The organism is Actinoplanes sp. NPDC020271 (assembly GCF_044388125.1).
Lineage (GTDB): Bacteria > Actinomycetota > Actinomycetes > Mycobacteriales > Micromonosporaceae > Actinoplanes.
The window spans coordinates 18,562-31,675 of sequence record NZ_JBIRWQ010000021.1; the positions used below are offsets into that span (position 1 = coordinate 18,562).

The 13,114-nt window shown below is 68.4% G+C and carries 15 protein-coding genes; 8 read left to right on the forward strand and 7 right to left on the reverse strand.

The window, feature by feature from the left end; genetic code table 11:
- The first annotated feature begins 247 nt into the window (after positions 1-247).
- Positions 248-769 carry a hypothetical protein gene (locus ACH442_RS34530; protein WP_396342260.1) on the forward strand — a complete coding sequence of 174 codons (522 nt, stop codon included), beginning with the start codon at positions 248-250 and terminating at the stop codon, positions 767-769.
- Between the two features lie 249 nt (positions 770-1,018).
- Here the strand turns inward: ACH442_RS34530 and ACH442_RS34535 are convergent, their stop codons facing one another.
- The 7 genes from ACH442_RS34535 to ACH442_RS34565 form a co-directional block, all read right to left on the reverse strand.
- Complete coding sequence (locus tag ACH442_RS34535; RefSeq protein WP_396342261.1) at positions 1,019-1,801, reverse strand: GNAT family N-acetyltransferase; 783 nt, start codon at positions 1,799-1,801, stop codon at positions 1,019-1,021.
- Positions 1,802-2,159: 358 nt separating this feature from the next.
- Positions 2,160-2,321 carry a hypothetical protein gene (locus ACH442_RS34540; protein ID WP_396342262.1) on the reverse strand — a complete coding sequence of 54 codons (162 nt, stop codon included), beginning with the start codon at positions 2,319-2,321 and terminating at the stop codon, positions 2,160-2,162.
- On the reverse strand, positions 2,318-2,620 hold the full coding sequence (locus ACH442_RS34545) for a cupin domain-containing protein (protein WP_396342263.1): 303 nt from the start codon (positions 2,618-2,620) through the stop codon (positions 2,318-2,320). Before ACH442_RS34545 ends, ACH442_RS34540 begins: the two co-directional genes overlap by 4 nt.
- Before the next feature lie 18 nt (positions 2,621-2,638).
- Positions 2,639-3,589 carry a helix-turn-helix domain-containing protein gene (locus tag ACH442_RS34550; RefSeq protein ID WP_396342264.1) on the reverse strand — a complete coding sequence of 317 codons (951 nt, stop codon included), beginning with the start codon at positions 3,587-3,589 and terminating at the stop codon, positions 2,639-2,641.
- A gap of 79 nt (positions 3,590-3,668) precedes the next feature.
- A complete protein-coding gene (locus ACH442_RS34555; protein WP_396342265.1) occupies positions 3,669-4,226 on the reverse strand; it encodes a DUF4865 family protein in 558 nt (185 codons plus the stop codon).
- Positions 4,227-4,234: 8 nt separating this feature from the next.
- On the reverse strand, positions 4,235-4,771 hold the full coding sequence (locus ACH442_RS34560; protein WP_396342266.1) for a TetR/AcrR family transcriptional regulator: 537 nt from the start codon (positions 4,769-4,771) through the stop codon (positions 4,235-4,237).
- Between the two features lie 141 nt (positions 4,772-4,912).
- Positions 4,913-5,899 carry a LacI family DNA-binding transcriptional regulator gene (locus ACH442_RS34565; protein ID WP_396342267.1) on the reverse strand — a complete coding sequence of 329 codons (987 nt, stop codon included), beginning with the start codon at positions 5,897-5,899 and terminating at the stop codon, positions 4,913-4,915.
- 264 nt (positions 5,900-6,163) lie between these two features.
- On the opposite strand from ACH442_RS34565, the gene ACH442_RS34570 reads away from it, so the two are divergent.
- The 7 genes from ACH442_RS34570 (at position 6,164) to ACH442_RS34600 (ending at position 13,113) form a co-directional block, all read left to right on the forward strand.
- A complete protein-coding gene (locus ACH442_RS34570) occupies positions 6,164-7,429 on the forward strand; it encodes an extracellular solute-binding protein (protein ID WP_396342268.1) in 1,266 nt (421 codons plus the stop codon).
- Positions 7,430-7,492: 63 nt separating this feature from the next.
- Positions 7,493-8,398: a carbohydrate ABC transporter permease gene (locus ACH442_RS34575; RefSeq protein ID WP_396342269.1), complete on the forward strand. Its 906-nt coding sequence runs from the start codon at positions 7,493-7,495 to the stop codon at positions 8,396-8,398.
- 109 nt (positions 8,399-8,507) lie between these two features.
- The gene (locus ACH442_RS34580) at positions 8,508-9,305 is read left to right on the forward strand and encodes a carbohydrate ABC transporter permease (protein ID WP_396342270.1); all 798 of its coding nucleotides are present in this window, start codon (positions 8,508-8,510) and stop codon (positions 9,303-9,305) included.
- Entirely contained in the window at positions 9,302-10,681 is a 1,380-nt protein-coding gene (locus ACH442_RS34585; protein ID WP_396342271.1) for a GH1 family beta-glucosidase, read from the forward strand. The genes ACH442_RS34580 and ACH442_RS34585 overlap by 4 nt, the downstream gene beginning before the upstream one ends.
- 22 nt (positions 10,682-10,703) lie before the next feature.
- The gene (locus tag ACH442_RS34590) at positions 10,704-11,297 is read left to right on the forward strand and encodes a LytR C-terminal domain-containing protein (RefSeq protein ID WP_396342272.1); all 594 of its coding nucleotides are present in this window, start codon (positions 10,704-10,706) and stop codon (positions 11,295-11,297) included.
- Between the two features lie 96 nt (positions 11,298-11,393).
- Positions 11,394-11,762 (forward strand): YciI family protein, encoded by a 369-nt coding sequence (locus tag ACH442_RS34595; RefSeq protein WP_396342273.1) that lies wholly within the window; start codon positions 11,394-11,396, stop codon positions 11,760-11,762.
- 196 nt (positions 11,763-11,958) lie between these two features.
- Positions 11,959-13,113, forward strand: a complete 1,155-nt coding sequence (locus ACH442_RS34600) for a S1 family peptidase (protein ID WP_396342274.1) — start codon at positions 11,959-11,961, stop codon at positions 13,111-13,113.
- Position 13,114 lies beyond the last annotated feature (1 nt).

The following is a 13,114-nucleotide window of genomic DNA, read 5'->3' on the forward strand; positions in this document are numbered from 1 at the left end:
ACGGCTACGAAGTTCGACGCGATACCCCCGTGACGCGGTGACCGTTGTCGGCGGTCAGTTCACTCTCATGCCGCCGATCGTGCGCGCCGGGCCACGGAGTTCGGTCACGCGCCGCGATCGTCAACCGAGCCGTCCGAGCGCACGCTCGTGCCGATGCGAGTAAATTCTGACGTGGCGTTCCGCCGAGCAAGGATTCTCCGAGTGAGCAGGCAGTGGCTTATGGGCGGTCATTCATTAGGCTGTCGGCATGAGCGAAACAGGGCTGGTGCCGACCGATGATATCTCATTTCCCGTATTCGACATCGAATCAAAGGGTCCTGACCCTTCAGCCTGGGGCGGGTGGGTGGAGGCGGATGGTTCGTTGTTTGCCGTATCGCGGGTGCGACGAGTCGCGCCAGGTGGCGATGAACTGACTGAGTCCCCGCCAGAAGTGACTGTGTGGTCTTTCGCGCCCGACCGGATGTCGAGTGAAAAAGTGGAGCCGGCACTGCAAGCTGTGTTGGTTTTTGCACGTGAGCTTGCTGAGTCCGATGGTGTCCCGATGCGTGAATCGGCAAGCAGGCTCATGGCCCTGATATCGTCCGGCGGAACGGCCGTAACCGTCATGGTCGACGGGAGTCCGGCGCCCGGTGAACTGTTCGATATCAGGGGTCTCGGCTGGCTGGTCAGTTCCGTTCTGCCAACGCATGCATTGGCAGCGACGTTTTTTCAGTGCCCTGCCGTCCTCAAGTTCACGCGACTGGCTGTCGTCGATGAAAAGGATAGATAGTTTCCGCATCAGCCATTTTGTTTCTCTTGCGGCACGTCGGCTGGCAAGGCCCCTGAGGGTTCTCAGCGGTGAGCCCAAATCACGTTATCATCGTGATTACATATCCGGCGGGGTGACAATCAGTGCTGCGTCCCTCCGGCCTCGAAGCGGCCTGCCGCGATACGAGCGATCCTGCCGGTCACCTCGACCAAGCCTGGCCGGGCTGCGGTCGTACCATCGGTGGATGAGCAGCCGCGATGGGGCGTCCCCTTAGCGCAGGTAGAACCAGCGGTTCGGATGGACCGGCGCTACGTCGAATCCGAGGAAGTGATGCAGGTGGTAGCCGTCCGGTGAAGGGAAGAGGACGGCTTGGGCGGTGCCCGGGCCGGCGGCTGCGAGCCTGACCCGGGTGAGCGCCGTCCCGATCCCGTGGCGGCGCCAGCGCTCGGCGACGCAGCAGTGGACGAGCAGCACTGCGTCGTGGAACTGGAACGAGGTGGCGGCTCCGATCGGGACATTCTGGTGGCAGGCCGTCCAGTGCCGGACCGGTCGGCCGGGGCCGAATCCGAGGCGGGCTGCGTATTCGACGCGGCGGTCGAGTTCGACTGTTTCGTCCCACCAGCCGTCGTCGGCGTATACACGCTGGTTCTGGCGCAGGGCCTGACCGTCGGAGACTTCGCTGATCTGCCACCCCGGTGCGGACGGTTCCGCGGTGTCGGGGTCGAAACCGTCCAGGAGACGCCCCATGTTGTTCCCGGTGCGCTCGGGTTCCAGCCCTCGATCGATCAACCCGGCGGTCGCTTCCGACGTCAGCGGTCTGGTGACGACCACCGAGGCGGGGACCGCCTTCGCACGCAACCAGACGAGCAAGGCGTCCAGATCGTGGGCGTTGTCGAGAACCGACGGGGTGATGACGGCGCCGTTCTCGGTGTTGGAGTCCAGGCCTGTCGACACCGCGAATCCTTCACCAACGCTGATCTGCGGGAAGCCGGCGGCGGCCAGGCCGCGGAACCACGCCACCTGGGCTCGCAGCGCCAACTCGGAGATGTCCACGAGCGCAGGCTATCCAGGCCGGCGCCCTTGGGGAACGGGTGATGTCTCGGTCCGCACATCGTTCTTCGGAGCGGATGGCCCGAGAGGAACGACCGGCTGGCGTCGTCCCGGGGGCCGGACGGCTCGGACGGCGGACGTCGCCGAGGCGGCTCGGCGACGTCCGCTGCCCACGATGGCTGACGGGCTTCGTTTCCGGTCCTCAGATGAGCGGCACCGGCGCGATCGAGTGGGCGCCGGGAGGCCGGCCCGAGTCCAGCATCGGTGGCCGAGGTGGAAGCGGCACCGGCCACGATCGACACGTTCGTCGAGGACCAGTTCTTCGCCCTGCTCGATCAGCTCGGCATCAGCATGTCACGCTTCACGAGGCGTATTCGTCGGAGATCTCGGTGGCGTAGTTCTGCCACAGCGGTTTCATGGTCTCGGCGTTGACCGGCTGCCCGGAATCGATCATGGCCTTGAAGTCGCGGAAGTACTGCACGTACAGGTCCGGCGTGAACGTGTTCAGCATGACCGCGTTCACGTCGCCGATGTTGGCGAACGTGTGTGGCGCCCCGGTCGGCACGATGACCCAGGTGCCGGCCCGGCGTCGTACTGCTCCTCGCCGACGGTGAACCGGAACGTTCCGGCCAGGACGTAGAAGCCCTCGTCGTGCTGGGCGTGGCGGTGCTGCAACGGGCTCGGGGTGCCCGGTGGGATGGTGACCTCGGCGAACCCCAGCCGGTGTTCGGTGTGCTCGCCGTCCTCCAGGATCCGGATCTGTTGCGCCCCGCTGCCGAGGATCTCGCCCTCACCGGGGCGGACGATGTTTACCTTCGCCACGACTTCTCCCATTGCTGTCTACCTGCTTCGGTGAGCACCATCCTGTTCCGGGTCGGCTGTGCGCGTCTTGGTCGTCCGTGCACGGTTACTGGTCATCAGCGCGCGGGCGTTGTAGCCGTACGTCGTCTTGAAGAGCTTGCTGAAATGGGTGGGATCGGTGAATCCCCACCGGGCGGCTACAGCGGTGACAGTACGGCCGCTTCCGGTCAGCTCGGCCCGGCAGCGCTCGAGGCGGCGACGGCGGATCAGGGCGGCGACGGTGAGCGGCTGGTCCTCGAACAGCTTGTGCAGCCGCCGTACGGAGATGTGGTGGGCGGCGGCGATGCCCGGCGGCGACAGGTCAGGATCGGCCAGCCGGGCCTCGATGTAACCGGTGATCCGGTTCCGCAGCCCCTCGTCCGGGGCGGGTTGCCGGTCGCCCAGCCGGGATTCCAGTGCGACGGCGATCAGTTCGATGACGGCCGCCGCCGACCGCAGCGCCTCCGCCTCGCGGAACTCGGTCGCCGACCGCGCCGACTCCCGGGCCAGCACGGACACGAGAGCGCCCGGACCGTGGCTGCCGTCGATGCGTTCGCCGACGAGCCGGTCGATCTGCGCGGGCCGGATCCGAAGTTCCCGACGCGGGACCAGGATCGTGACGTGCGCCGAGGCGGTGCTCTCGAACCGGAACGTACGCGTGGGGTCGAGCAGCACCAGGTCGGCGGGCCCGAGTTCGGCGTCGCCGCGGCCCTGCTCGATCCGCGTCCGGCCCCGGACCATCACCTTGAGTGCCAGGTTCTCGCCGTCGGTGGCGTCGCGCTCCCACCCGGCACAGGCGCTCTCGGGCGTGTCGAGGGAGACCAGCCGCAGCGGACCGAGGTCAGAGGTGACGACCCGGCCCCGGAAGTCGGCTCCGGCCAGCTTGTTGACCAGTGGCGGGAACCCGCTGGCAGCCAGCTCGTCCTGGAAGGTCGCAAGGTCGCCGATCACCGGTCAACGATACCGAGGCACCCCGTTCGGCGGCTCGGCCGGAATGGGTCATACCCGGCGCGGTACGGCACGCTCGGTGTCAGAGCGTGCCGAGGCCGGGGGAGGAGAGGTGCAGGACTTCGTACCGCTCGGTCGCGTCGTGATCCGCCGCGGCGGTGCCGGCCCAGAGGACGAACCGCAGCAGCTCCCACCGATCCGGGTCGACGGCCAGCGCCGCCGTGTGGACCCCGTCCAGCCGGGCGATGTCCCGTAGCTGCGACAACTCCTGGTCGAGGTCGGTCCCCACCGGAGTCAGGCGTCGGGAAGCCGCGAGCGGCGCAACCTCACGGCCCGGCCCGGCGAGGGATGCGACGCCGGTCCAGTGCCGGACCGCCGGGCGGCCGAAGTCGCGGACGATGTTCTGGAAGCCGCCACCACCGACCAGGAAGTGGGCCATCGCCGCGGTGTCGTTCCACAGGTAGAACGGCGCGTACTGGTTGACCGGTGACCCGTTCACCCCGCGTTCCCGGATGAGGTAGGCCTTCAGACCCAGCCCGGGCCGGTCGTCGAGGGCGTGCCCGCCCACGGACACCCGCTTGCGGATGATCCCCATGTCGTAGTCGGCGGGCAGGGTGATCTCGTACTGGCTCGCGTACACGGTGCTCCTCAGCGGGTCAGCAGGCTCAGCACACCGCTGATCGCCTGGTCGAACGGTTCGGCGGAGTCTGCGGCGCGGGCCAGCACGTACCCACCTTGAAGGGTTGCGACGATGGTCGCGGCCACCGCTTGCGGGTCGAGCCCGGTGCCGGTCTCGGCGACGATGCCGGCGAGGCGCTGACGCAGCCAGGCGAGGGTTTCCTCGACGGGTGCCCGCAGCGCCGGGTCGGTCATCACGTCCGGGTCCTGGGTGAGGCGCCCGATCGGGCAGCCTTTCAGCACGTCCCGCTCCCGCCGCAGGTAGGCGGTGATGCGGTCCATCGGGGTCCCCGGCGCCGAGAACTGCTCCTCGGCTCTGGCCCGCATTTCTTCCGCGGTACGGCGGATCGCCGCCAGGGCCAGGTCCTGTTTCCCGCTGAAGTGGTGGTACATGCTGCCCTGCCCGGACCCGGCGCGCTGCTGGATCGCCTTGGGACTGGTCCCGACGTAGCCACGTTCCCACAACAGTTCCCGGGTGCTCTCGACGAGCCGTTCCGCCGCGTTCATGCCGTGACTGTACATACTAGTAGGTACAGAAGTCGACCGGCGCCTGACCGTGGCGGCGTGGAAAGTCGCGTCGCCGGGGAAGGTCCTCCGTCGGCACCGGGAGGACCTCGGCCGGCGTGGTCGCGAGGGTGTGGTGCGGGATCAGGCCGAGCCGCGGACGATCAGGGTGGTCGGGAGGATCGTCGGTTCCGGGGGAGTGGCGCCGCCGGAGAGCATGGACATGACGGCTTCGGCGGCTGCCGTGCCGATGCCGGTCTTGTCCTGAGCGACGGTAGTAAGTCCGGGAGGGATCAGCGCCGCGACCTCGATGTCGTCGAAGCCGACGATGGCGAGGTCGTCCGGCACGCGCAGGCCCGCCTCGTGGACGGCCCGCAGCGCCCCGACCGCCATCTCGTCACCCGCCGCGAACACCGCGGTGGGCGGCGGATCCTGCGCGAGCAGCCGTTTCATGGCCGCGTAGCCGCTGTCGAGATACCAGTCCCCGCCGGCCAGGTATCCGTCGGCGAGGGTCACCCCGGCGGATGCGAGGGCCGCGCGGAAGCCTTCCAGGCGTTCCACGGCCGGGTACGTCGGCAGTGGCCCGGTGATCGTCGCGATCCGCCGATGTCCGCGTTCGATCAGGTGCTGGGCAGCGAGTCGTCCGCCGCCGGCGTTGTCCGACGTGATGTACGTGCAGGCCGGCCCGGTGAAGCGCAGGTCGAGCGCGACACACGGCACTCCGGAGTCGGCGAGGGCGAGCACGGCCGGGTCGCGACTGCCGTTGTCGATGATGACGACGCCGTCGACGTTGTGCCGCTGGACCGCGCGCAGGAAGCGGGTCGGGCCGGGGCTCGGGTCGGGCGCGAGCATCAGCAGGTGCAGGCCGTGGGCGCTGAGCGCGCTCTTGAGGGCGACGAGGATGTCCTGCAGGAACGGGTGCCGCCAGCCGGGCCGGCGGTGGTCGGTGTCCCAGACCAGGCCGACCATGTTGGATTTCTTCGTCGCGAGGGTGCGGGCCGACTCGTTGGGCAGGTAGCCGACTTCGGCGGCAACGCCGAGCACGAGCTGGCGTGTCTGCTGGCTGACCACCTCCGGCGTGTTGAAGACCCGCGAAACGGTGGCGACGGAGACGCCGCTCCGACGTGCCACTTCTCTGATGCTGGACACTCTGGTACGCCCCTATGTAACCGGTTTCAAGACCGTAACAGCGCCGTGTCGCGGCGGTCAACACCCGTCGATCTCGTTACACGCTCGTGACTTGACAGTGGACGCATCGATGTAGGCAAACTCTTGGCTCAAGGGCGCGATCCGCCCCGTCTCGAACCTCCCGCCCGGTCGTCGCAACCTTTTCGAACTTGATCATGTAACCGGTTTCATGAAACCGGTTACATCCTTACGATGGGGGAACTTCACATGCGTTTGTCCCGAACGGCGCGGCTTCTGGCCGCCGCCGCGGCCGGCGCCATGATGCTCACCGCCTGCGGCTCCAGCGGCAACGCCGGCAGCAGCGGCGGAACCGTCACGTTGAACGTCAACCTGTTCGGCAACTTCGGCTACAAGGCGCTCTACGCCGAGTACGAGAAGGCCCACCCGAACATCAAGATCGCCGAGCACACGGCCGCCTACAACGACCATCACCGGGACCTGGCCACGCACCTGGCGACCGGGACCGGCGCCGGTGACATCGAGGGCGTCGACACCGGCTTCATCGCCCAGATGCGCGAGGCCGGCAAGCAGTTCACCGACCTCGGCACCGACCGCGCCTCGCAGTACCTGCCGTGGAAGTGGCAGGCGTCGATCACGAAGGACGGCAAGCAGATCGGCTACGGCACCGACGTCGGCGGCCTGGCCATCTGCTACCGCCGCGACCTGTTCGAGCAGGCCGGGCTGCCGTCCGACCGCGAGGCGGTCTCGGCGCAGTGGGCGTCGGGCTGGGACAAGTACATCGAGGCCGGCAAGAAGTACACCGAGAAGGCGCCGAAGGGCACCGCGTTCTTCGACGGCGGCGGCGCGCTCTACAACGCCGTGATCGGCCAGGCCCCGCAGGGCTTCTACAGCGAGGACAACACGATCGTCGTCGGCACCAACCCCGAGGTGCGCAACGCCTGGGACCTGGTGGTCAAGGCGATCCAGGCGAACCTGAGCGCGAAACTGATCGAGAGCTCGCCGGAGTGGAACAACGGCTTCGCCAAGGGGCAGTTCGCCACCATCGCCTGCCCCGCGTGGATGATGACGAAGATCAAGGACCAGGCCAAGGCGTACGCCGGCAAGTGGGACATCGCTTCGATCCCCGGCGGCGGCGGCAACTGGGGCGGCTCGTACCTGACCATCCCCAAGCAGGGTAAACACATCGAGGAAGCCAAGGCGCTAGCTGCCTGGCTGACCGCCCCCGAGCAGCAGGCGAAGGTCTTCACCACCCAGGGCCTGCTCCCGTCGATCCCGGCGCTCTACGACAAGCCGGAGATCGCCCAGTACAAGGATCCGTTCTTCAACAACGCGCCGGTCGGGACGATCTTCACCACCGCCGCGAAGCAGCTCAAGCCGCAGTACCAGGGCCCGCGCACCGGTGACATCCAGACCACCATCCGCGACGGCCTCGTCCGGGTCGAGCAGGGCAAACAGAACTCGGAACAGTCCTGGCAGCAGACCGTCAGCGACGTCGAGCGACTGAAGAAATAGGCCAACCTCGCACGGCCGGCGGTTCTTGGGGGAGCCGCCGGCCACCCCGGTGAAGGATTTTCGATGACCCTGCTCAACCGGCTCGACACGAAGGGCTCGCCCTACCTCTACGTCACGCCGTTCTTCCTGCTCTTCGCCGCTTTCGGGCTGTTCCCGCTGCTCTACACCGGGTTCGTCTCGTTCAACGACTGGGACCTGCTGGACGCCGGCGAGCACACGTGGGTCGGCCTGGCCAACTACCGCGAGCTGCTGCACGACCCGTACTTCTGGAACGCGCTGGGTAACACCCTGAGCATCTGGGTGCTCTCCACCGTGCCGCAGCTGCTCGCCGCACTCTGGATCGCGCACCTGCTCAACCACCGGCTGCGCGCCCGGACCAGCCTGCGGATGGGCGTGCTGCTGCCCAACATCACCTCGATCGTCGCGGTGACGATCGTGTTCACGCAGATGTTCGGCCGCGACTTCGGCATGATCAACTGGGTGCTCGGCCTGATCGGTATCGGTCCGGTCGACTGGCAGGCCAACACCTGGAGCTCGCACCTGGCCATCTCCGTCATCGTCGCCTGGCGCTGGACCGGCTACAACGCGCTGATCTACCTCGCCTCGATGCAGGCCATCCCGCACGACCTCTACGAGGCGGCCGAGCTCGACGGCGCGTCCTCGAACCAGCAGTTCTGGCGGATCACCGTGCCGCAGCTGCGCCCGACGATCATCTTCACCGCGGTCATCTCGACCATCGGCGGCCTGCAGATCATGGCCGAGCCGCTGCTGTTCGCCGGCACGTCCACCCCGACCGGCGGCTCCGACCGGCAGTTCCAGACCGCCGCGCTGTTCATGTACGAACAGGGCTTCCGGGAGTTCCGCTTCGGTTACGCCTCGGCCATCGCGTGGACGCTCTGCCTGGTCATCGCCATCTTCGCGATCGCCAACTACCTGCTGACCCGGCGCATCGCCAACGACGAGGGGTAGGCCCGCCGTGACCGTTCTGACAGATCAAAGGCCTTCCGTGCGTACGGCGTCAGCCGCTCCGAAGCCGTCAGCTCGCCGACGCCGGTTCGGCTATCCGCGGCGCGCGTCCGTGTGGACCTACGGCGCGCTGCTGGCGGTCGTGGCCGGGTCGGTCTTCCCGCTCTACTGGTCCTTCGTCGTGGCGTCGCAGACCGGTGAAGCCGTCGCCCAGACGCCCCCGGTCCTGATCCCCGGCGGGCACCTGTTCGACAACATCGCCCGCGTCTTCGACAGCACCGACTTCGCCCGTGCGCTGCTCAACTCGTTCATCGTCAGCGCCTCGGTGACGGTCTCGGTCGTGTTCTTCTCGACCCTGGCCGGTTTCGCCTTCGCCAAGCTGCGCTTCCGCGGCCGCAAGGTGCTGCTCGCCCTGGCGATCGGCACGTCGGTCGTCCCGCAGCAGCTCGGCATCATCCCGCTCTACCTGCTGATGGCCAAGCTCGGCTGGACCGACCAGCTCGCCGCCGTGATCGTCCCCGGTCTGGTCACCGCGTTCGGCGTCTTCTTCATGACGCAGTACCTGGGCCGCGCCGTCCCCGACGAGCTGCTGGAGGCCGGCCGCATGGACGGGTGCAGCACGTTCGGCCTCTACTGGCACGTGGTGCTGCCGGCCGCCCGACCCGCAGCGGCGGTGCTCGGGCTGTTCACCTTCATGCAGGCCTGGAACGACTTCTTCTGGCCGCTGGTCGTGCTGCAGAACAACGCCACCGTCCAGGTCGCCCTGTCGTCGCTGGCCAGCGGCTACACCACCGACTACACGCTCACCCTGACCGGAACACTGCTGTCCACGCTCCCGATCCTGGTGATCTTCATGGTCCTCGGCCGGCAGATCGTCGGCGGCATCATGCAAGGAGCGATCAAAGGTTGACAACGTCATACGAACTGCCCGACATGGCGGACGGCTTCGTCTGGGGAGCGGCCACCGCCGCGTACCAGATCGAGGGTGGTGTCGCCGAGGACGGGCGCGGCGACTCCGTCTGGGACACGTTCTGCCGCCGCCCCGGCGTGATCACCGGCGGCTCGTCCGGGGCGGTGGCCTGCGACAGCTACCACCGGTGGCGCGACGACGTGGAGCTGCTGGCCGGGCTCGGCGTGGACGCGTACCGGTTCTCGGTCGCCTGGCCCCGGGTCATGCCGACCGGCCGCGACGAGGTGAACAAACCCGGACTCGACTACTACGACCGGCTCGTCGACGCGCTGTGCGAACGCGGCATCCGGCCGTTCGTCACGCTCTACCACTGGGACCTGCCGCAGGCCCTCGAGGAGACCGGCGGCTGGCGGGAACGCGACACCGCCGAGCGCTTCGCCGACTACGCGACCGTGGTCGCCGACCGGCTCGGTGACCGGGTGCACGACTGGATCACGCTCAACGAGCCGTACGTGTCGTCGATCGCCGGATACGCCGAGGGCCGCCACGCCCCGGGCGCGCGGGAGGGTCACGGCGCGCTCGCCGCCGCCCACCACCTGCTCGTCGGGCACGGGCTGGCGGTCGCGGCACTGCGGGCGGCGGCCCCCGGCGGGCGGGTCGGCATCACGCTCAACCTGTCCCCGGCCGTTCCCGCCAGCACCTCGGCCGCCGACGAGGCCGCCGCGAACCGGATGGACCTGCTGCTCAACCGGCAGTTCACCGACCCGGTGCTGGGCGGCGCCTACCCGGACGGATTCGAGCGCCTCTACGCCGGGGTCAGCGACCTGTCGTTCCGGCGCGACGGGGACCTGGACGTCATCGGGGCGCCGCTCGACTTCCTCGGCGTCAACTACTACTACCGCATCCACGCCGCCGACGTGCCGCGCGAGCAGGACGAACCGGCGCTGCGGACGGCCGACGACATCGGCGTACGGGCGGTGCCCCGCCAGGGCGTCCCGCTGACCGACCTGGGCTGGCCCGTCGAACCGCGCGGGCTCTACGACACGCTCACCGGGCTCGCCGGGCGCTACCCGGGGCTGCCGCCGGTCTACGTCACCGAGAACGGCATCGCCGAAGTGCGCGACGACACCGGGGACGACCCGGAGCGGATCCGATTCGTGGCCGAGCACGTCGCGGCCGCGGCCCGGGCGGTGGACGACGCCGGGGTCGACCTGCGCGGATACTTCTACTGGTCACTCATCGACAACTTCGAGTGGGCGCGCGGTTATGGGCCCCGCTTCGGGCTGGCGCACGTCGACTACGTTACCGGTGTCCGTACACCCCGGGCGAGCTACCACTGGCTGAAGGAGCAGCTGTCCCGCCGTACCGGGAAGTGATCTTGGTTGGGTCCCTGTCTTGATGGCTGAGACAACGGGTACCTTGTGCAACAAAAATCGGCCGGAAAGCGTCAGTGTCTTTATGGGGTTCACTCGCCTGCGGGCGTATTTGGTGTTCGGTGTGCTTGCCGTGGCGGCGGCCGTGGCAGTGGTGTTCGCGCTCGTGAAGGATTCGCAGGGTGGCGCGGTTGCGGGCGGCTGCCCGGCCGGCGCGACGACGGTCAACCTCACGCTGCCGACCGAAGCCGACCAGGTCAAGCTGCGCGTGCTCAACGGCACTCGCACGCCCGGCCTGGCCGACCAGGTCAGCAACGAGTTCAAGGATCGCGGCTTCGTGACGCAGCCGACGAAGGACAGCAAGAAGAAGGTCACTGATGTGGCCCTCATTCAGTACGGGCCGAAGACGGTCGGCGCCGCTCAATGGATCCGCGCCTACTTCCTGGGCGACGCGGTCCCGGAGTACAACGCCGAACGCACCAACGACGTCATCGACATCGTGATCGGTTCCAAGTTCCAGTCGCTTGCCACGTTCACCGAGGTCAACCAGTCGATGGCGCAGATCGGCGTGCCGACCGCACCACCCGGTACGTGCGTGGCCCCGGCGAAGGGCGCATGAGTTCCACCTTTCATCCGGCGTGATGTCGGAACCGGGCGCGGCCGTTCGTGGCATAACTACAGCGGCGAACGACCGCGTCCGGAGGAGGAACAAACCATGACGGAATACCTGATCGCCTTCAACGACGAGTGGGTACCCGAGCACACGCCCGAACAGATCCAGGCGAAGAGCGTGACCAGCCGGGCCGTGATCGCGGAGATGAAAGAGCAGGACGTGCTGCTCTTCTCGAACGGGGCGCTCGACCGGTCCACCGCGATCTGCTCGGTCGAACTGGTCGACGGGAAACCGCTGTTCAGCGACGGTCCCTACGTCGAGACCAAGGAACACCTCGGCGGCTTCTGCGTGATCGACGTGCCGGACGACGAGACCGCCCGCTACTGGGCGGGGCGGCTGGCGGTCGCCCTCGACTGGCCGCAGGAGATCCACCGTTTCCGCGGACCGGGTGAGGCCCGAGCCGTCCGCTGAGTGCCCGTCTTCCCACACCGATCGGATCGGGGCCGGTTCTGCGCCGGCGGCTTGAGCGGTGCGAAGCGCGGTGCTCGGAGCGGCTGTCGGTGGTGCCGCCCTGCTGCGACCCTCAGTTCGCCGGCCGGTGAACCGAGGGTCGGAGCAGGGCCTTCCCGGAAGAATCTCAGGGATCGTCCGCTCTAGATTCTTTCGCATGTCGATCATTCGAAGAGTGGTGACCGCAGCGGGCACGGCGACTTTGATGGTGCTGGGTACGGCGGGCGCTGCTGCGGCGATGTCCGGCGGTACCCCGGTCACCGATCACACCGCCGCCCCGTGGGTCGCGACACTGGCCATGACCGGCGACGCGCCCCTGCTGCAGCGTGCCGGCTGCGGTGGGGCCCTGATCGCCTCCGACCGGGTGCTGACCGCGGCGCACTGCGTGGACGGTACCGACCCGAGCCGCACGGAGGTGCACGTCGGAGCCCACGTCCTGTCGTCCGAGCCGGGTCAGGTCCGCCGGATCCGCGGTGTCTCCACCCTGCCCGGTTACCGCATTCTGCCGTCTCCGGTCGACCCGGGCCGGCCGGACCTCTCCAGCGCCCGCAACGATCTCGCCGTCATCCTCCTGGACTCCCCGGTGACCGATGTCATGCCCCTGCGCATCGCCTCGCACCGTCCGGCAGCCGGCTCCGCGGTCACGTTCTTCGCCCACGGCACGACCGGGATCGCCGGCCAGGACAGTTACCGCAACGACGTCCTGCACCGCGGCGACCTGACTGTCTCGGACGCCCGCGCCTGTCACGACGCGACGCCCGCAACCGTGGACGATGCCTCGGTCGTATGCGCCACGGACACCACGTCCCGCGACGCCGATACCGTGACGCCCCCGGTGACGGGCTGCTACCAGGACAGCGGCAGCCCGCTGGTGCAGACGATCAACGGGGTCACCCGGCTGGTCGGCATGTTCAGCTTCGGCGGCGAGACCGCGGGCAAGTCGTGCGGGCAGGCGTCGCCGCTCTACTTCGCCGATCCCACCGCGTTCCGGGCCTGGGCGCACCTGCCGATTCTGCCGACCCAGCCTTATCCCCAGGACACCCCGCAGGTGACCGTGGCCGGTGACACCGCTCGTTGTGCGGCCCCGGGATGGGACCTGTCCCGTGGGCTGCCACCGTCCCGGATCACCTTCCAGTGGGCGACCGTCACGGTGTACGGCCCGTTCGTCGTCCCGGCCCCGATCGACGGTGCGACCTCCCGGACCCTGCGCCTGGACCCTGACCACGCGGCTACTCCCGTGGCCTGTCTGGTGACCGCCGCGAACCTCGGCGGCGTGACGACCACGATGTCCGACCCGGTGACCGGAGGGTAGA